Annotated in this window: 12 protein-coding genes; all 12 read left to right on the top strand. The window is 56.4% G+C overall.

What is annotated here, in order from left to right; translation table 11 throughout:
• Positions 1-16: 16 nt before the first annotated feature.
• The 12 genes from FHS27_RS05055 to FHS27_RS05110 all read left to right on the top strand — a co-directional run bounded on the left by FHS27_RS05055 (position 17) and on the right by FHS27_RS05110 (position 19,643).
• Positions 17-1,048 (top strand): AAA family ATPase, encoded by a 1,032-nt coding sequence (locus FHS27_RS05055; protein ID WP_184302591.1) that lies wholly within the window; start codon positions 17-19, stop codon positions 1,046-1,048.
• A 4-nt stretch (positions 1,049-1,052) separates the two neighbouring features.
• On the top strand, positions 1,053-1,997 hold the full coding sequence (locus FHS27_RS05060; RefSeq protein WP_009097417.1) for a DUF58 domain-containing protein: 945 nt from the start codon (positions 1,053-1,055) through the stop codon (positions 1,995-1,997).
• Positions 1,994-4,108, top strand: a complete 2,115-nt coding sequence (locus tag FHS27_RS05065; RefSeq protein WP_184302594.1) for a BatA domain-containing protein — start codon at positions 1,994-1,996, stop codon at positions 4,106-4,108. The genes FHS27_RS05060 and FHS27_RS05065 overlap by 4 nt, the downstream gene beginning before the upstream one ends.
• Positions 4,105-6,381 carry a hypothetical protein gene (locus FHS27_RS05070; protein ID WP_184302597.1) on the top strand — a complete coding sequence of 759 codons (2,277 nt, stop codon included), beginning with the start codon at positions 4,105-4,107 and terminating at the stop codon, positions 6,379-6,381. Before FHS27_RS05065 ends, FHS27_RS05070 begins: the two co-directional genes overlap by 4 nt.
• The gene (locus FHS27_RS05075) at positions 6,378-9,653 is read left to right on the top strand and encodes a hypothetical protein (protein ID WP_184302601.1); all 3,276 of its coding nucleotides are present in this window, start codon (positions 6,378-6,380) and stop codon (positions 9,651-9,653) included. The genes FHS27_RS05070 and FHS27_RS05075 overlap by 4 nt, the downstream gene beginning before the upstream one ends.
• On the top strand, positions 9,653-10,423 hold the full coding sequence (locus tag FHS27_RS05080; protein WP_184302604.1) for a hypothetical protein: 771 nt from the start codon (positions 9,653-9,655) through the stop codon (positions 10,421-10,423). Before FHS27_RS05075 ends, FHS27_RS05080 begins: the two co-directional genes overlap by 1 nt.
• A 278-nt stretch (positions 10,424-10,701) precedes the next feature.
• Entirely contained in the window at positions 10,702-11,358 is a 657-nt protein-coding gene (locus FHS27_RS05085; RefSeq protein ID WP_246419123.1) for a hypothetical protein, read from the top strand.
• Between the two features lie 4 nt (positions 11,359-11,362).
• Positions 11,363-12,421, top strand: a complete 1,059-nt coding sequence (locus FHS27_RS05090; RefSeq protein ID WP_184303344.1) for a terpene cyclase/mutase family protein — start codon at positions 11,363-11,365, stop codon at positions 12,419-12,421.
• 5 nt (positions 12,422-12,426) lie between these two features.
• A complete protein-coding gene (locus FHS27_RS05095; protein WP_246419124.1) occupies positions 12,427-15,267 on the top strand; it encodes a TlpA family protein disulfide reductase in 2,841 nt (946 codons plus the stop codon).
• A 207-nt stretch (positions 15,268-15,474) separates the two neighbouring features.
• Positions 15,475-17,790 (top strand): NfeD family protein, encoded by a 2,316-nt coding sequence (locus FHS27_RS05100; protein ID WP_246419125.1) that lies wholly within the window; start codon positions 15,475-15,477, stop codon positions 17,788-17,790.
• Positions 17,790-18,500, top strand: coding sequence for an NfeD family protein (locus tag FHS27_RS05105; protein ID WP_184302614.1), 711 nt, complete (start codon positions 17,790-17,792; stop codon positions 18,498-18,500). Before FHS27_RS05100 ends, FHS27_RS05105 begins: the two co-directional genes overlap by 1 nt.
• Before the next feature lie 225 nt (positions 18,501-18,725).
• Positions 18,726-19,643 (top strand): universal stress protein, encoded by a 918-nt coding sequence (locus FHS27_RS05110; RefSeq protein ID WP_184302616.1) that lies wholly within the window; start codon positions 18,726-18,728, stop codon positions 19,641-19,643.
• Positions 19,644-19,652 lie beyond the last annotated feature (9 nt).

Below are 19,652 nucleotides of genomic sequence, written 5' to 3' on the forward strand. Positions count from 1 at the left end.
ATCCAGGATCTTCCACATGTCGCAGTCGGTTATGTCATCTACTCCGGTCGCTCCCGAATCCGCCCTGAGCGATGACGACGTCGCCGCCGTCGATCGGCTCGGGAAAGTCCATCACCGGCTGCGTGAAGAGCTCGGGCGAGTGATTGTCGGTCAACGAGACACGATCGATTTATTGCTCGTTTGTTTGTTCGCCCGACGGCACGCGTTGTTGATGGGGGTTCCGGGGCTCGCGAAAACATTGTTGGTGAGCAAGCTCGCCGAGACGATGTCGTTGAAGTTCAGTCGCATCCAATTCACGCCTGACCTGATGCCGATGGACATCACCGGTACTGATATCTTGCAAGACAACGGCGAAGGGCGACGAGAGTTCGAGTTTGCACATGGCCCTGTTTTCGCGAACATTATTTTGGCCGATGAAATCAACCGGGCTCCGCCGAAGACGCAGGCCGCGATGCTCGAGGCGATGCAGGAGCAACGCATCACCGTTGTTGGTAAGGGCTTCGATTTGCCCTCGCCGTTTATGGTACTCGCCACACAGAACCCGGTCGAACAGGAAGGGACGTATCCCTTGCCCGAAGCCCAGCTCGATCGGTTCATGGCGTTAATCGAACTGGACTATCCGTCGGAGGAGGAGGAGATCGCGATCGCGCGGACCACGACGGGCAGCAAGTTACCATCGCTCGAACACTTGATGACGGGTGACGACATAATCGCCCATCAAGATTTGGTGCGTCGGATCCCGGTCCCCGAACACATTTATATCGAGGCGGCGCAGTTGGTTCGAAAGACGCGGCCGGCGGGTGGCACGGCGCCGGAGTGGTTGTTGCCGTTGGTGTCATGGGGAGCGGGACCGCGTGCGGTTCAGGATTTAATTCTCGGCGCGAAGGCGCGTGCGGCGCTGGAGGGGTCTTACATGGTTCGCAGCGAAGACGTGCGTTATGTGGCGTTGCCGGTGTTGACCCATCGGATCATCACCACGTTCGCGGCGCAGGCCGAAGGGTTGTCCGCGAGTGACATCATTGGGCGATTGTTGAGCGAAGAAAACTAATCGCATGTGGACGTCTCAAAAGCCGCGTGATTTTATCGATCCGACCGTATTGGCATCGCTCGCCGGGATGCCGTTGATGGCGCGTCGTCCGATGCGTGGGACGGTTTCCGGTCGCCACACGAGCCCGACGCGAGGATCGAGTGTCGAGTTCGCTCAGTATCGAAAATACGTTCCCGGTGATGATCTCCGGAGACTCGATTGGCGGGCTCATGGACGCAGTGATCGATACTACGTCAAAGAGTTCGAAGCCGACACGAATTTGCGGTGTTGTCTGGTCGTTGATACGAGCGGGTCGATGGAGTTCGGGACGGTCGCCGAAAAAACGAGCGACGCGTTGACGAAGAAGGTGATCACCAAACTGCAATATGCGAGGCGGATTGCGGCGGCGATCGGTTACATCGCCGTTGGTCAGGGGGACGCGGTCGGATTGTCCTGCGTCGCTGATGGGATCGTCAAACACCTGCCTGCCCTTCGAAACCCGTCGCACCTGCGTTCGATTTTTGACACGTTGGAAGAGGCCAAAGGGGACGGGCAAACGCAATTGGTCGAGGTGCTGCACGAACTCGCCGAGACGACGCGTCAGGGCGCGATGATTCTGGTGATGTCAGACTTTTTTGTTGACCCCGATCAACTGCGTGGATGTTTTGAACACATTCGATTTCGCAAACATGATCTATCGTTGTTTCACCTACTCGATCCGCAGGAGTTGAATTTTTCTTTTGGACGACCAACTCGTTTTCTCGATATGGAAGGCGGCACGGCGATCTTTGCAGAACCGAGCGAGATCGCCGACCGCTATCAATCGGCGCTGCGCGAGTATCTCGATCGGATGAGCGAAATTGTGACGCAGACGGGCGTGGACTATCACCGCGTTAGTTTGGATGAGCCCTACCAAGAGGTGCTTACGCGGTTTCTGACTCGGCGGGCCACGGCGCGGGGTGTGCGATGAGTTTTCTGCAACCGTGGATGTTGGCGGCGCTGCCGCTTGCGTTGATCCCGATCATTATTCATTTGATCAATCAACGTCGGTATCAATCGACGCAGTGGGCGGCGATGATGTTCCTGTTGTCTGCCAATCGGATGAACCGGGGATATGCACGGATTCGGCAGTGGTTGATTCTGGCACTCAGGGCGATCGTGATTGCGACGTTGATATTTGCCATCGGCCGCCCGATCGCGAGCGGAGTGTTGGGGGGATCCATTGCCGGAGCCTTCACCGGGAGTGGACCGGCCAACACGATTGTGTTGTTAGATCGTTCGCCTTCGATGCAGTCGAGCACGGACGGGACGTCGCGTACGAAACTGCAAACCGGTATCACTCAGATTGTCGAGGCGTTGCAAACGATCGGGACGGAGCGGGTGGTTTTGATCGAAAGCAATTCGCAAACGCCCCGCGAGTTGGCCTCGCCGTCGGATTTGTTGGAATTGCCTGAGACGGGGCCATCGGACGCATCGGCGGATATGCCGGCAATGTTGCTCGCGGCGTTGGACCATATCAACGCGAACCAGTTGGGCCAAACCGAGGTCTGGATCTGCTCGGACCTGCGTGCTCACGATTGGCGTTCGGAGGACGGGCGGTGGAAATCGCTGCGGGATGCGTTTGTGGATTTCGGTCGTCGGATACGTTTTCGACTCTTGGCGTTCTCGTCGTCGGAAACTGGCGTTTCGGCGGCACAGAAGAATTTGTCCGTGCGAGTCGAACAGGCTGACTTGGTGACGGATGATGACGAGTCCGCGGTCGTTCTCTCGGTCAAAGTGCAACAGAACTTAGATGGTGTGACGTCCGGGCAAAGTGCCTCGAGTGACGAGTCGAGTACGTTGCCGCTGACGCTGAGTCTCGGTGACTCACGCACGGTGGTTGATCTCGAAATTCGCGGCGGCGTCGGCGAACTCAATGGTCATCGGATCGCCCTGCCGAAGGGTTCTGAAAGGGGACACGGACACGTTTCGATTCCAGCAGATTTGAATCCTGCGGACAACGAGTTCTTTTACACCTTCGACGCGCCCGCGGCCCGCCGCACGGTTGTTGTGACGGAAGACGAACAGGTGGGGCGTGTCTTGAAATTGGCGTCGGAAATTCCGTCTGACGAGAGCGTGCAGAGTGAGGCCGAGGTCATCAGTCCACGCGAAGTGGATGGGATCTCTTGGGAGAGCGTGTCGTTGTTGTTATGGCACGCCGCTTTGCCAGGGGTCGGCGGGCGTGACGGTGATGTAGGAACGAGGGAGATGATCGAGGCGTTCGTCGAACGCGGCGGTCGTGTTGTCTTTTTTCCTTCTGCTTCCGCGAGGGGCCTGAGGGGTTCGGGGGAAATCTTCGCGATGCACTGGGACGATTGGCGTGACGCCGATAAAGACACCGCGATCAAATCGTGGCGAGGCGATGCAGACCTTTTGGCCGCCACCATGGCGGGAACATCGTTGCCGGTTGGACAATTGAAAATCGATCGCTATGCAGGTCTGACTGGCGAGGCGACTTCGCTGGCAACGCTCACGGACGGAACGCCACTGCTGGCTCGCGTCGCGACACCTCGGGGTGGAGTTTACTTTTGCAGCACGACGCCTTCGGAAGACGATTCATCATTAGCGGCCGACGGGGTGGTGTTGTATGTGATGATTCAACGAGCGTTGGCCGCCGGCGCCGAGTCGCTCGGGAATACGTCGAACTTAGAAGCGGGTACCTCAGATCCTAAGTTGGCATCGCGATGGCAGCGGTTGTCGGGACGTTCGTCAGCGTTGTCGAGCGAAAACGCTTTTATTGCAGGAGTGTTTGAGCAGCGTGATGAGGGGCAATTGGATGAAGGCCGGTTGATCGCGGTAAACCGCAGCGTGGCCGAAGATGTGTCTGCAACGCTGGATGACGATCAAGTCGAGTCGCTGTTTCAAGGATTGCCGTTCGTTCGGGTAGATCGACAAGCGGGGAGCGGGAGTTCACTCGTTGAGGAGGTTTGGCGAGCGTTCTTGATTGTAATGTTGGTGGCGATGATTGGCGAAGCATTTCTGTGTCTGCCGCGTCAGCGAACCGAGGACAGTGTGCGCGTGCCTGGAGGTGTCTCGGCATGATCCAAACCAACATGATCTCATTCGCATGGACGCCGTGGACGATTGCCATCGCGGTTTGTGCCGTGGTCGTAACGGCGGTTGTCGGTGTGATTGCGTGTCGTCGTACCCGTTGGCGGCGATCCACGATCGCGTTGGAGTCGTTGCGTTTCGCGATGGTGTCGATCGCGGCGTTTTTGTTGGGCGGACCGGAATGGGTGGAGCAGTTTCGACCCGAGGAAAAACCGGTTGTGGCGGTGTTGTGGGACGACTCTGCGAGCATGCAGACACGAGACGTGTCGGCTGCGGCTCAATCACGACATGACGCAATCATGCCGCTGACACAGATGGACGCTTGGTCGTCGTTGCAAGAACGCGCCGATGTGGTGATCGAACCTTTTGCTGAAACGAAGGAAGAACCTCGTTCACCGGTTACGATTCATCCGATTTCGAATACCAGCGGGCCTCAAACGGTCGGAGCTTCGCGAACGGATTTGGACGTGGAGTCGGGCGAATTGGGGACGGATCTATCGAGTCCCTTGGTCGATGCGGCGAGGAAGCACAGCCATTTGCTCGGCGTAGTGTTGGCCTCGGATGGTGATTGGAATCAAGGCTCCGCCCCGGTTCAGGCAGCGGGACGTTTGCGATCGCTCGGCATTCCTGTGTTCGTGTTCCCCGTCGGCAGCGATACGAAGTTGCCGGATGTGGAGTTGGTCAGTTTTGACGTGCCCACGTTTGCGATTTTGGGCAAGCGGGTTCGAATCGGTTTTTCGATCGAAAGTTCACTGCCTCGCGATTACGTCACGACGGTAACGATGACGAACGCGAGCGGTGGGGAGGTGACGAAGGAGGTCCGCGTCTCCGCGATGGGCCGAACGAACGATTCGATTGAGTTTGAGCCGACTTCGCTCGGAGAGACCTCCCTGTCGCTTTCGATTTCGTCGCACCCGAGCGAAGTCCGTGACGACAACAATGAATTGGCCGCGCCGATTTCGATTCGAGAAGAAAAGTTGAAGGTGTTGGTGATCGAATCGTTGCCGCGTTGGGAGTATCGATATCTTCGTAACGCGTTGTCGCGAGATCCGGGAGTCGATGTTTCGTGTTTGCTGTTTCATCCCGGTCTCGATAAACGGGGCGGAGGAAATGCAGACTACATCAGCGATTTCCCAGCGACAAAAGAAGAGTTGGCACGTTATGACGTCGTCTTCCTCGGTGATGTCGGGATCGACGACGGGCAACTCACGCCGGAACAGTGCGAATGGTTGCGAGGTTTGGTCAGCCAGCAAGCGAGTGGTTTGGTTTTCATGCCCGGATGGCAGGGGCGGCAATTCAGTTTGCTCGACACTGAGCTCGGCGATCTGGTGCCGGTGGAGTTGGATCAATCGCAACCTCGTGGATGGGGATCGCGAACGGCGCAGCATTTCGAGTTGACGGAACTCGGTCGACGAAGTTTGCTGACCAAATTGTCGGATACATCGGACGAGAATCTCGAGGTGTGGGGCAACCTGCCGGGGTTCCAGTGGCATGCGCCGGTGCTGCGGGCCAAACCGGGAACCGAAACCTTGTGTGTCCACCAAGAGACGAGCAACCGGTTCGGCCGGTTGCCGTTACTCGTCACGCGGACGTTTGGCGCAGGCAAAGTGCTCTTCATGGGAACGGACGGTGCGTGGCGTTGGCGAAAGGGCGTTGAAGATCTGTATCACTATCGCTTTTGGGGCCAGGTCGTGCGTTGGATGGCGTACCGCAGAAACATGGCCCAGGGCGAGAGCATGCGTTTGTATTACTCTCCCGAACGGCCACAAACTCGACAAACCGTCACGGTGAACGCGAACGTGATGGAACCGAGTGGCGAGCCGCTGAGTAAAGGCGACGTTACCCTGCGAATCGTTTCGCCTAGCAATCGCGTCGAGACGATTCGGATGGAGTCAGGCGGTGAACAGTGGGGGGCGTTTTCAGGCAGGATGACGCCACGCGAACCGGGGACACATCAGTTGACGATGTTCTGCAAACAAACCGGCGAAACGCTCGAGACGAGTGTGTTCGTTCAGGGGGCGAGCCTCGAACAGGTCGGCAAACCGGCTCGGCCGGAGGTTCTCGAAGAAATTGCGCGGGTGACCCGTGGGCAGGTGCTCGCGATTGATCGAAAGGGCGACGTCATGCAATGGCTTTCGGCGATGCCCGATCCGCCACCATCGATACGTCGCATCGCGTTGTGGAGTCATCCGATTGTCGTCGGATGTTTTGTTGCTCTGTTAGCATTGTTCTGGATCGCACGAAAAGGAGTAGGTTTGATATGAGTTCTGCAAATCAACCGTTGGCGTTAAGTGTTCCCGAAACGCTCCAGCGACAATTGTTCGCCTATCGTCGGCGTGTTTGGCAGATCAAGATGATGGAGGCCGTTGCGGTTTCAGTGATCGCGATCGGCGTGGCGTTCTTGGTTGTCTACGGGTGGGACCGAATCGCGGACATGCCGGGACTCTTTCGCGGTTTGTTATTAATCGCGACATTGACTCTGACGTTAATCATTCCGTGGTTCTTTTATCGTTGGGTATGGCGTTATCAGAGCCTCGAGCCGCTCGCTCGGTTGCTGAGTAAGCGTTTGCCTGCGGTCGGGGATCAACTGCTCGGCGTGATTGAATTGACACGCAGTGACAGCGAGCAGGCACGCTCTCCCGCGTTGTGCCAAGCGGCGATGAAACAAGTCGCCGAGGACGCGTCACGTCGGGACCTCAATCAATCCACTCCCGCATCGTCTTACCGAGCCTGCAGTGTGGCGGCGACATTGGTGGCCGTCGCGGTGGTCGCATTGGCCGTGTCGTATCCGGCCGCGTCCGGGAACGCTTGGTCGAGATTGTTGATGCCTTGGAAAAACACACCTCGCTACACGTTCACGCGGATTGTGCCGTTGCCCGAAAAAGTGGTGTTGCCGCATGGGGAACCTACGACGTTGCCAATCATGTTGGCCGACAATTCACGTTGGCAACCGCCGACGGCAACGCTTCAGATCGGCAGCCAATCGGTTGCGGAGGCGAAACTGAATGACGGCGTTTACACGTTTGCCGTACCACCGCAAATCGCGGATCAAGAAACCACGCTGTGCGTCGGCGATGTCACTCAAACGGTCGCCATTAATCCGACGTTGCGACCGGAACTGGCGTCGGTGGTCGCGGACGTTCGCTTGCCCGAATACCTCGGCTATGACGGTGTGCGACGAGTCGATTCACGCGGTGGCAACGTGACGATGGTTCGCGGCAGCGAAGCGGTTTTTACCGCCACGGTCAATCGAGATCTCGCGTCCGGGAAGGTGAATGCGGAAGATCGAAAGGTCGTCGGGGCAACGCTCGCGAGTCGATCGGTTCCGGTCAATGATGTCTCGTCGCTGCAGTTTCAGTGGCAGGATCAATTTGGGCTGACGCCACGCGAACCGTTTGAGTTGACCGTCAACGCGGTGGATGACGAAGCGCCGACGTTGATCTGTGACGGGTTGCCACGACAGGCTGTGGTGTTGGACAGCGAGACGTTGAAGTTCACGGCACGAGCGAGCGATGATTTCGGCATTCGTCAAATCGGTTTGATGTGGCGAGGCCTGGACATGGGATACGTCGAACGTCCTGCCAAAGGTGAACGACCTCTCGCCGCGGGTGATCATGACGCGGCGGATGTCGAAGCGATCGGAACCTTCTGCGCCACGACGCTCGGCATTGAACCTCAACCGATTGAGTTATTCGTGTGGGCGGAGGACTACCTTCCGGGACGCAATCGCATCTATTCACCCCCACACATTCTCTATGTCTTGACCGCGGACCAGCACGCGATTTGGATTACCGAACAACTGAGCAAATGGCACCGTCAGGCTCTTGATGTACGTGATCGCGAACGACAATTGTACGAGAAGAACAAGGAGCTTCGAGATCTTCCACCGGACGAACTCGACAACGCTGAAAACCGACGCGCGATAGAACGTCAGGCGTCGGCGGAACAGTCCAACGGTCGGCGTCTCGATCGACTCGGTCAAATCGGCGACGATCTCGTGCGAACCGCATCTCGTAATCCTGAAATCGGGGTCGGGCATCTCGAACGGTGGGCGGAGATGTTGCAGGTGTTGCAGGACCTTTCGGAGAATCGGATGCCGTCGGTCGCTGACTTGCTCGACAACGCGGCCGAACAACCCAAGGGGATCGCGCGATCCGAGGGCACGGGCAAACCGAAGAGTCCGAGTGGCCCCAAAGCGGGACAGAATCGCGCCGGTGGGGGCGGTGTGGGATCGAAGCCATCGGAAGAGAAAACACCGAAGCTTCGCAATGCCCCTTCGCTCGTTGATATGGAATCGTCGGCAAATTCGCCCGATGAGGAACCGTCTGAACCCGGTGCACCGAAGAAGCCGAGCAGTCCGTCCTTGCGGCTTCCTGTCACCACGGTGATGGGGAAGAGCCAGCCGAAGAAAGACCCGCCCGCAAATCAGCAAGACAGTATGCAACAGGCGGTCGAAGAACAGGAGGGATTGCTCGCCGAGTTCGATCGACTCGCTGATGAACTCAACGCGGTGCTCGCGAACCTGGAAGGCAGCACGCTGGCGAAGCGGTTGAAAGCGGCGTCCCGACAGCAAAATGTGGTCGCGGGACGATTGACGGATCAACTGCAACCGGCCTTCGGTGTCACCAAGATGGATGTCGATGAAGACGTGCGTGAGGAACTCAACAAACTGAAAAACACCGAGGAGATCAGCGTCACGACGGTGTCATACATCATGGATGATCTTGCCGCCTACTTCGAACGTCGTCGGTTCATGAACTTCAAAGCGACTCTCGATGAAATGAGAGAATCCGACGTGATTGGCGGTCTGCGGCAACTCGCCGGGAAGATCAATGAACAGCAAGGCCTGTCGGTTGCGGAGGCCGAGTATTGGTCCGATGCGTTAGACCGGTGGGCAGAAAATTTAGTCGATCCGGCGTGCAGCGGATCCTGTCCAGGTGGGAAATCACCCGAGAGTTTGCCGCCCTCGATCGTCCTCGAAGTGCTGCAGATTCTCGAAGCCGAAATCGATCTGCGGGAAGAAACCCGAGTCGCTGAACAAGCGAAGCCTGCGATGAAGGAGGGCGAGCATGAAGAGAATGCCGAAGCACTCTCAACCACGCAGTCGGAAATCAATGAACGTGTTGTGAAGGTGATTGGCCGGATCAGGGAATTGCCCGACGCGACGAAACACTTTGCCAAAGAACTGAAAATGCTCGGTCAAGTGGATCTCGTGATGGCGGAGGCGTCGGAGATTTTGCGTGGGGCGGATACGGGGCCTCCCGCGATCGCGGCGGAGACCGAAGCGATCGAATTGATCTTGCGATCCAAACGCATCAATCCCAACGGCGGTGGCGGCGGAGGCTCGACACCGGGCGGCGGTGGAAACGGCAATACGACCGATTCGGCACTCGCACTTGTAGGGAAAGGACGCAATGCCAAGGAAGTCCGAGAAAGTCGTGAGGTTGGCCAAACAACGGGCGATTCTGGTGTCGTTTTACCCGAGGAGTTTCGACGAGGACTCGATCAATACTTCAACCGAATCGGAGGTTCGTGATGCGGTTTCGTGGTTGCATCGTTTGGGGATTGATCCTGGTTTGCGTTTGTACCGCAAATGGTCAGGAGGAAGAAGCTCTTGTGGAAGAACTGCAAGCGGCCCAGGTGCGTTTGGAGGTCGCTGTCGAAGGCAAGGCAGCATTAACTTTTGTTAGGCCATTGGTCAACGTTGAGTTGTCTTTCATCAAACGTGTTTGCGAGCCGTCGGTTGAACAGATGAAGCAAATCGTTCGGGCGGCGACCAAAGCGTATTTGGCCACCGGTGATTTGGTCCAAGACGAGAACAATAACGTCAGAAGGTTGAACAATAACAACGGCGTCCACCTCAGAGGACCTAATAGCGAACTGCTGAGCGAGAATCCGTATGGCCGCGTTCGTCGAGATGCGCTGAAATATCTCGAACCGATTTTGTCACAACCGCAGTACGAAACGTATGTCGAAGAGGCAAAGGAACGCGACCGATTCGAACGTGCGACCGCGATCGGTCTCGCGATTGATATACTCGATGAAAAAGTCGGTTTAACTGAAACACAACAGTCGGCATTGATGCAAACGCTGATGAAAGATTGGCAGGCCATCGATCTGCAATGGATACTCAACTATGTGCAAAACCAGCAGTACCTTCCGCCGATGCCGAAGGACAGTTTGAAAAAAGTCCTGACTCCAAAGCAACAAAAGGCATTGGACTCGTTTCAGCAGATTAGCATTTCGTTCGGATGGGGCAACCAATTCGGTGGCGAAGTCAAGCTCAACGAGGAATGGATCAAGTGATGTGGTTTTCAATGAAATTTCGGATGAAAACACACCGCGTTGCGTCTGACTTGGTTTCACGGTTCGGCCGATTTCTGGGACAGAATGGTTCGGTATTCCGGGGCGACACACCACGTGGTCGCAGTTTCAATGAGAACGGGACAATGAGGATGGCTTGCCGCATCGGTGTCCTGGGATTGGTGTGCGGGTGTCTCTCGGGTTTGGGGGATCTACGTCATGCGAACGGACAAGGGTTCCAAATCACTCAGACGCAATTTGAAAGTTGGATCTTCTCGGGGATGCAAAACTCAATAGCTGCCCGCAAGGCACTGAATGACCGGATTGAGATCGAGCTCGATCGGGTTGAACAGTTCACGCCACTAGAGGAGTCTCAAAAGACGCGGATTCGATTTGCAGGAAAAGGGGACATCAGTCGTTTCTTCGTGGACGTCGATGAGGCGATCGAGAAGTTCAAACTGAAAGAGGCTCAAGGCGAGATCGGTCAGGACCAAATCAACGAACTCTATCAACTCGCGATGCCGCTCCAGCAGCGACTTAATAAAGGGCTCTTTGGAGCTGACTCGCTGTTAAAAAAAGTGGCTCGAGCGACCGTCAATGATCAGCAGGCTGCTGAACTCAAAGAACTTCAGAGGAACCAGGGAAAGCGGAAGTTGGAACTTGCCTACGCGGCCTACGTCGGGAATCTCAACAGGCATGTTCCAATGACAACGAAACAGCGAGATGCCTTTTTGGGTTTGCTGCGAAACGATGTGAAGATTTCTAATCCGTCGGGGCAGTATCTTACCTACATCATCATGATCAAGCTGAGTGAGTTGCCCGCCGAGAAGATCGAAGCGATTTTTGACGATGCACAGTTAAATGCGATCCGGAGTATGTTCCCGCAAGCGAAAATGATTAAAGCAAGCTTGAAACAGATGGGAGCGTGGGATGAATAGTTGTATGGCGTGGATCGCTCTGGTTTGGTTTGGCCTGACGGCGGCGCATCCAGGAATTGTGCACGCTCAGTTTCCGACGGCGCAGATGGGCGAGGTGGTTCCGCGTGATGTGCGAGAGACTTATGAGAAAGGATTGAAATTCCTCGCCACGACGCAGACGGAAGGAGGGAGCTGGGAAGGAGGGCATGCGGGGCCTGGCGTGACTGGGATGGCCGTGATGACGTTCCTTGCCTCCGGTGAAGACCCGAACTTCGGCATCTACAGCGGCAACATTCGACGTGGGCTGCGGAGCATGTTGAGCGGCCAGGATGCGACAACCGGAATCTTTGGTGGAAACATGGGGCACACGAGCATGTACAACCACGGGTTCGCAATGCTCGCGGTTGCCGAAGCCTATGGCGCGGTTGACGATGCCGATTTATGGAGTGGCAACGGTGGAACGAATGGAGCCAATGGTGTGCGGTCGTTGGGACATTCGTTGGAGTTGGCAGTGCGTGGCGCCGTTATCTCGCAAAAGAAAAATCAATACGGCGGATGGCGATATGGGCCCGACGCGACGGACGCGGACACCTCCGTCAGTGGCGCGGTGATGGTCGGTTTGCTCGCCGCACGTAATGCCGGGATTGAAGTTCCCGATGAAGCGATCGATCGAGGGGTAGCGTATTTCAAATCGATGACGAGTCCATCGGGACAGGTTGCCTATGCCGGAGTTGGTGGCTTTGGCGATTCGATTCCCCGGACATCGATCGGCACTCTCGTGTATGCGATCTCCCGTCGAAAGGATATGTCTGAGTTTAAAGCGACTCTCGGTGCGTTGACGAATCGACTCGAGGAATCGTCCAGCGGATACTTGAGGTACGGACAGTACTATCAAGCTCAAGCACTCTTTCAAGGTGACGTCGACGGGTGGGAACGTTGGAACGATCAACTGATTCGGGAGTTGAAGGCCGATCAACAGGAAGATGGCAGTTTTAGCGGGTCGCTCGGAAAGCCGGTCGATACGGCATTGGGGTTACTCGCGATGGCACTTAATTTCCGCTTCCTGCCTATTTACGAACGATGATCCTAATGATTCGGCAAAAAAACGCAGCGGTCTCGATCGTCGAGGGTTGGCTCTCCGTCGTCTTACTTGTGTTGTCAGTGACGAGCGTTCGAGCGGACGATACGAACCCAACCGGACAATTGCGATTGGTGGGTGGAGACCATTTGCCCGGCCAATTGGCCTCGTCGAACGCAACCAACGGAGATCGAATTGCCTGGAAGTACCCGCATTTCGCGAGTGCGATCGATTTCCCCGCCCATTCAGTCGTGTCAGGTTCGTTCCCTCCTCCTATTCCACTTCGGCCATCGACGGGGCAGTTCGTATTCGATTTAGTGCGTGGGGACCGATTGTTTGGCAGTGTGTTGGAGGTTGATGAGTGGTCGATCCGAATCGATACAGATTCGTTTGGCGAGATTCTGCTGATGCGATCAGCCGTACATCGGATCGGACCCTGGCGTGACGGTGCGTCCATTCTCTTTCAAGGACCTGGCCCCGTTCAGGAATGGACTGTCGATGGTAATCAGGACGATTGGGCCCAAGGCGGAGCCGAACTTCGGACGGATGAAAGTGGGGCGTCGGTGTATCGAAACGTCGAGTTGTCGAACGTCATTCAAGTCGAGGCTGAACTGAGATGGGAGGGAAAACCACAGTTTGTCTTTGCCATTGGTGTTGACGAGAAGAACAGTGAGGAGTCCGCCGCGAGCGCCTTTCGTGTCGAGGTATGGGAGAACGACGTTGTTCTGTTGCGGGAATTGGATGAGGTTGCTCAAGTGATCCCGCTCGGATCGGTCGCTGACCTTGATGGCCAGTTGAGTTTGCTGCTGCAGATCAATCAGAACGATGGTCACCTCATGGCGTTCTCGCCGCGCGGTGACAAAATCGGGGAATTCGAATTGCCGGCCAATGATTATCCCGACGTCCGTCCTGGACTTCGTCTAACGAATCAAGTCGGCAACGTGAGTCTTGATTTCATTCGTGTTCAACGTTTGTCGGACTTGCTGAGTCATCGATCGCGGGAGGATCGAGACAGCATCGTCCTCGAGGATGGGACCGTGCATGTCGGACAGTTGAGGGTCATTGATGCGGAGGAATGGGAAGTTGTAACCGAGGATTCTGTGTATCGGATGAGGACCGAACACGTTTCGGCGGTATCGCTCAGAGATTTTGAGGACGCTGATTCCAATGATGACGTCACTAATGTTGTCGCCAATGCTTCGTCGGTTGGAGGTGATGGATCCTCTTCAGGGTTGCAAATCATCACGCATGGTGGAATTCGGTTGACGGGGAGAATCCGTTCGATTGAAGATGGGCGTTTGACCTTGCAAAACGATGTGATTGAGGGAAATCTTAAAATCACTTGCGATCAAATCGGACGGTTCTCGGTCGCCGATCCGAGACCTGTGAAGAGTGCAGCGTCACCGTTCATCTTGGGCAGATTGATGTTGCCGGACGGACGGTTGACGGGGCGGTTTATTGATACCGAAGACCAGACGACGCCCACGCCCCTGCGGTTCTCGCCTCGTGGGGCCAAACCGGTAAGTTTGGCTCCGAGTTTTCGCGGACGAATGGTGTATCGGGAAACACCGCCACCGGAGACAAAGTCGCAACGATTGGCTCGCGAAAAACGCGAGGTGGTACAGCGGCGTGAGGCGGCGAAGCGAGCGAAACAGGGGGGCGTTTGGAATGTGTTGGCGAGTGCGTTCGGAAACAACGCTCATAACAATCGAAAAGTCGTGTCGCCCCGTTCGATGTATCTACGATCCGGCGAAGTCATTCCTTGCGTGGTTCAAGCCATTGATGAAAATGGCGTGCGTTTTTCATCCGAAATAACGGGACAGACATTATTGCCCGAGGGGCACATGCGTGCGATTCAGTTCGTCGCGGATTGTCGAGATCCGGAAATTGAGGTCGCTCGACGCGATCGTTTATTGACCGTTCCACGCATTCGCAAGAAGACTCGACCCACACATTTGATCGTGGCCGTTAATGGCGACATTTTGCGTTGTCGATTGGTGAGTTTGTCGGAAGAAACCTTGGTTGTCGAAACACGCCTGGAGAAGATCGAGATCGATCGATCCGTTTTGGCTCAGATCATTTGGCTCAACGCAGAGGAACGCGATTCCGACGACGGGGAATCGGACGCAGGCGATAACGCCAATGGACTGGCCGTGCGTGCGGTTTTACGAAACGGGAACCGGATGTCGATGTTCATTGATCGTTTGCATGAGAGTGTTTTAATCGGCGAACACCCGCTGTTGGGTGAATCCAAAATCAACCTCGGGGACGTGAATGAATTGTTGATCGGTATCGACATCAATCAGACCGAGCGGGACCAGCCCTACGGTGATTGGCTATTGAAAGACGCGCCCGAGCCCATCATTCCGGAGGCCGGTGAAGGCGGTGGTCCGAACTCGGGCAAGTCGTCCGCGTTGGTCGGTAAGCCGGCCCCGAACTTTACGCTCGACCTGCTCGACGGCGGCAAGTTCAGCGTCGCCGATCAGGTTGGCAAAGTCGTTGTGCTGGATTTCTGGGCGACATGGTGTGGGCCCTGTTTGCAAGCAATGCCTGTGATCGAACATGCGGTTTCTGAGTTCGATTCCGACGACGTTCGATTGGTCGCAGTTAATCTGCAGGAAACGGCCGAACCGATCCGTGAGACCCTCGATCGTCTGAAGATTTCACCGGAGGTGGCACTGGATATCGATGGCGTGGCCGCCGCGAGATATCAGGCGGACGCGATCCCACAGACGGTCGTCATCGATCGGGATGGCAAAATCACTCGATTGTTTGTAGGGGGCGGTCCCGCTCTGGCTGACCAACTTCGCGAGGCGATCACCGAAACGCTCGAAGCGACTCCTGAAAAATAGGTGGAGTTGATGGATTCATTGTTTCAGGTCCAGAAGGTTTCTTGATCGATGCTGTTTCCGGCACTGAAAAATGAACGGTTCGACGAATGATTCCTGCGATTTGACACACCCATCCGGCGGTGGGCAAATTGCTGCCAGCATCCATTGACGTCCAAATGGGTGACAGGCGACTGTGTCCGGCATCGACATCACGCCTATAATGCGGGCATGACTAATAGCTCTGCTCGAATTCCCGTTTCACCGCCACAACGGCGCGTTCTCTCAAAGCGTCATCGCGTCGTCATGATGGCGTGGTTGATGATGATTTGGGTGGGCGGATGGTGCGCCGGGACGCTGGTGGACACGTCCGTGGGGTGGACGCAGGGAAAAACGCCGCCGGATGACCAATCCGCTCAGGGTTATTTGATCGAAGTCCCGCGGCCGCTGATGACTCGTGATGTCGAACAAATTCTGTCGCAGTTGACCCGATTGTCGTTGGCGGTACGTCAAACTGCATCCGATGCTGAGAATGCGAGTGGACGGCGAGTTAGTGTCGTGTTGCATTTCCAGCAATCGTCAGGCGAACGTGGTGGAAGGGCACCGAATGAGAGTGGTGCGGAGGCCGGGGGTAGTGGTCGGAGTACGACGTCGCTGGAGGATGCACTCAAACTCGCTCGTGCTATTTCGGGTAGCGATCTGAAACGGATCCGTCCGATCGCGTGGGTTGACGCTCCGGTACGAGGCAGCGATGTGTTGTTGGTGCTCGCGTGTGAATCGATTCTGGTGTCGCCAACGGGATCGATCGGCGATGCGACGTTTGGGGAAACACCGGGTGATGAAACGACGCAATTGATCTACCAGTCGATCGCGAAGCGGAGAAGCGTGCTGGCACCGGAAATTGTCTCTGGTCTTGCGAACTCGGACCTTGCGATCGCACGTGTGCGGGTGGCCGAAGGGCCGACGCGATTTGCAATCGGTGACGATCTAGAAAAGCTCCGCCGCGAAGGCATGATTGTCGAGGAAACGATTTGGTCTGAAGCGGGACAGCCATTGATTTTGACGGCCGATCAGCTTCGCGAACTGCGCGCGGCAACGGCCATCGTTGATTCCCGAGAGGATGTCGCCGATCGGCTCGGTCTGGCATCATTGCGGAGCGAATCGGTTGATGCGTCCGGTGAGGCGGTAGGCGTGTTATTGAGAATCAACGGGCCGGTGCGCCGTGATCGAGTCCGTCGATGGCAATCCAACCTTGCCGCGACGATCGAGGCAGCCGAAACGAATACGTGGCTCGTCGAGATCGATTCTCCCGGTGGATACCTCGCCGGCAGTGCCTCGATGGCGGCGTTTTTGGCCGATCCGGGATCGTCGATCCGCAGCGTCGGAGGCTATGTTTCGCGAGAAGCACGGGGCGACGCCACCCTACTCGCGTTGGCGTGCCGTCCGTTGATGATGCATAACGATGCGACGCTCGGTGGCAGCGGTGCGGAGGCGATTCAACCGGAGGATGTTCGTAGCCAACGAGAATTAATTTCCCTGATCGCGCAGGCGACCGGACGCAGCGAAACGTTAATGCGTGGTTTACTCGATCGGAGCCTCGCGGTTCATCGATATTCGAATCGCCGAACCGGGCGGATTCGATATGCCGTTCCTAGCGAAATGGCCGCTGAGATGCAAAACGGTGATGCCGATGAGGCGTCGGAATGGAAACGCGAGCAACGCATCGAACTAGGAGAGGGCTTGTCAGCGCAGGCGGCGATCGAGCTCGGACTGGTCGACGAGGCGGTGGACTCCTTGAAGGCGGTTGCGACGAACGTGGGTTTGACGGACGTTCCGAGACAACTGACGGATCGTGGATTGGTGCGTTGGGTGGAACGACTCGGACGTAACGATGGGCTCGCGTTCGGCCTGCTGTTACTCGGGTTCATGATGTTATCCACCGAAGCGAGTGCCCCCGGGCTGGGTTTGCCTGGTTTCATCGCGATGCTGTGTTTCGCGTTTTTCTTTTGGACGAAGTTTCTCGCCGGGACGGCCGAGTGGGCGGAGTTGCTGGCCTTCGGATTGGGGCTCGTTTGTTTGGCGATCGAGATCTTTGTGTTACCGGGTTTTGGTGTCTTTGGGATCGGGGGATTGGTGCTGACGGTTTTGGGCGTGGTGTTGATGAGTCAAACGTTTGTCATTCCTCGCAACAGCTACCAGGTCGGTGAATTGACCCAAGGGGTATGGATGGCGATTGGTGGGATGGGCGGCTTGGTGATCGGATTTTTGATCGTGCGAGCGTTTTTGCCTCAGGCGGCCACGGCCACGGGACTCGCGATGGACGCACCGTCGTCGGACATGGATCGGCTCGAACGGATCGCGGACTACGATCATTTGGCAGGTCAATCGGGAGTCGCCTCGACTCGTCTGCGTCCGTCGGGCAAAGCCCGGTTTGGGGATCAGATCGTTGCGGTCGTTAGTGACGGATCGGCAATCGATCCTGGGCAATCCGTACGAGTGATCGCTGTGCATGGCAATCGAATCGTGGTTGAAGCGGTGGAGGAGTGATGCCCGCATTTTATGCGATTGCATTACTGATCGCTTTCTACGCTCTTGTTGCGGCTGAAATTCTGATTCCCAGTGGTGGGATTCTCGGTCTCACCGCGGCGGTGGTTGCGGTGACGTCGATCATCATCGGATCCACCTACAGCTTTTCGATGGGCCTGACGTTGTTGTTGATCTACTTGATCACGACGCCGATCTTGTTTGCAATTATGGTGCGATTGTGGCCAAGGACACGAATCGGCCGTCAGATGCTGAATCGTGATACGTTGCAATCCGACACGACGTTACCACCGCCGACGACGCTCGACGGCACACCGCTCGATGATTTCGTTGGTCGAATCGGAGTTGCGACATCAAACCTTCTGCCCAGCGGTCAGGTGAAAGTCGACGGTCATAAAACCGATGCTGTCAGTACGGGGTTGCCGATCGATGCAGGCACCAAAGTGATGGTGGAGCGAGTGAACGCGGGGAAGCTGCAAGTTCGGGAAGCTAACCCAGAGGAAGTTCAGAGAGAACGACCTGCTGACGTCGACAACCCACAGGCAGAAAACATGCTGGGCGAGGACGCCGGTTTGGTGACCATGCCGCCGATCGAAGAGGTCGCTATCGAGACCACGACGGGAACATCATCGTTGGACGACGTCGACTTCGAGGCTCTCGACATAGAGGCCCCAGCGGCGGAGGAATCTGAAGGGCGGGTGGAGCCTAAGTAGGTTTCGCATGGACGCGTGCACGAGCGTCGTTTTTGATGGGGCACTTCGGCGTTACGGCCTGAGGCTCTTGTGAAGATAGTCGCTGGTCGGTCGCCTCAGCGTTCTTATTATCGAGACAGGATGCGACAATAAGGCCGCCGTTGAGAAGTTACCACCGTTGGTGTCGTTGTGTTAAAACTAGAAGCTAGAGATTCTAATGAACACACATGTGAAAGGAACTGATCGATGAAAGTTTTACTTGCAGTGGACGGATCCATTCACGCCTTGCATGCGTGTAAATTTCTAACCGCGTTTCCGCTGCCGCAACCCGTGCAGGTAGAAATTCTGACCGTGGTCAATCCACCCGAAGTGGTGATGAGCGCGCAGAGTGAATTGTGGTATCCGCAGTTCATCGAACATCAGGAAGAGATCGCGCGTCAGGCGATTTCATCTGGCGAACGCGCGATTCGCGGTTTGGATGCGGAGGTAAGCACTCATCAGATGATGGGTCACATCGGTCATTGTATAGTGGAACGGGCGACCGAAGAGAACATTGACCTCGTCGTGGTGGCGGCGAAGGGCCATTCGGCGTTCGAACGCGTGCTCCTCGGCAGCGTGAGTGACTATGTGGCCACGCACGCCCCGTGCAGCGTTCTCGTAGTCCGCCAAGAGATTCCAGAGGACCGAGGAGTCAACGATGAAATCCCGCCAGCCAGTTTTCGTCGTGGGATGATCGCCGTCGACGAACGTGGCGTTTCCGATGCGATGTTAAACGAACTGTGCCGCTACTCGTGGACGGACCAGCATGAACTCACAACGGTGACGGCATCGGTGAAGCTCGAGGTGTTCCGCGAAGACATCCTGGCATCGACGATGGAAGAAGCCGCGAGGCGGCGAACCGAGGCACGCCGTTGTGCCGATGCTGCGGCCGCCCGATTGTCCGCCTGTGGTGCCAAGGCAACGGGCGCTAGCGTGGAAGTCGAACACGTCGGCTACGGGTTGGTTCAATATGCCGAACAGAACTCGCAAGATATCGTCGTTGTCGGTGACAGCGGCCGAGGACTGATTTCGCGAATGTTGCTCGGCAGCACTTCACGCTACGTGCTGCACCATGTTCACTGCAGCGTGTTGGTCGTGCGAAAAGCGAAGAAGCAAAAAGCTTAGGTCGACGCG

The sequence above is a fragment of the Aporhodopirellula rubra genome (genome assembly GCF_014192335.1).
Classification (GTDB): Bacteria; Planctomycetota; Planctomycetia; order Pirellulales; family Pirellulaceae; genus Rhodopirellula; species Rhodopirellula rubra.

Excerpts from the sequence above, each read along its gene's own strand:
- FHS27_RS05095 (WP_246419124.1), top strand. The coding sequence starts at position 12,427 with ATGATTCGGCAAAAAAACGCAGCGGTCTCGATCGTCGAGGGTTGGCTC.
- FHS27_RS05110 (WP_184302616.1), top strand. The coding sequence starts at position 18,726 with ATGAAAGTTTTACTTGCAGTGGACGGATCCATTCACGCCTTGCATGCG.
- FHS27_RS05090 (WP_184303344.1), top strand. The coding sequence starts at position 11,363 with ATGGCGTGGATCGCTCTGGTTTGGTTTGGCCTGACGGCGGCGCATCCA.
- FHS27_RS05070 (WP_184302597.1), top strand. The coding sequence starts at position 4,105 with ATGATCCAAACCAACATGATCTCATTCGCATGGACGCCGTGGACGATT.
- FHS27_RS05085 (WP_246419123.1), top strand. The coding sequence starts at position 10,702 with ATGCAAAACTCAATAGCTGCCCGCAAGGCACTGAATGACCGGATTGAG.
- FHS27_RS05060 (WP_009097417.1), top strand. The coding sequence starts at position 1,053 with ATGTGGACGTCTCAAAAGCCGCGTGATTTTATCGATCCGACCGTATTG.
- FHS27_RS05065 (WP_184302594.1), top strand. The coding sequence starts at position 1,994 with ATGAGTTTTCTGCAACCGTGGATGTTGGCGGCGCTGCCGCTTGCGTTG.
- FHS27_RS05100 (WP_246419125.1), top strand. The coding sequence starts at position 15,475 with ATGACTAATAGCTCTGCTCGAATTCCCGTTTCACCGCCACAACGGCGC.
- FHS27_RS05080 (WP_184302604.1), top strand. The coding sequence starts at position 9,653 with ATGCGGTTTCGTGGTTGCATCGTTTGGGGATTGATCCTGGTTTGCGTT.
- FHS27_RS05105 (WP_184302614.1), top strand. The coding sequence starts at position 17,790 with ATGCCCGCATTTTATGCGATTGCATTACTGATCGCTTTCTACGCTCTT.
- FHS27_RS05075 (WP_184302601.1), top strand. The coding sequence starts at position 6,378 with ATGAGTTCTGCAAATCAACCGTTGGCGTTAAGTGTTCCCGAAACGCTC.
- FHS27_RS05055 (WP_184302591.1), top strand. The coding sequence starts at position 17 with ATGTCGCAGTCGGTTATGTCATCTACTCCGGTCGCTCCCGAATCCGCC.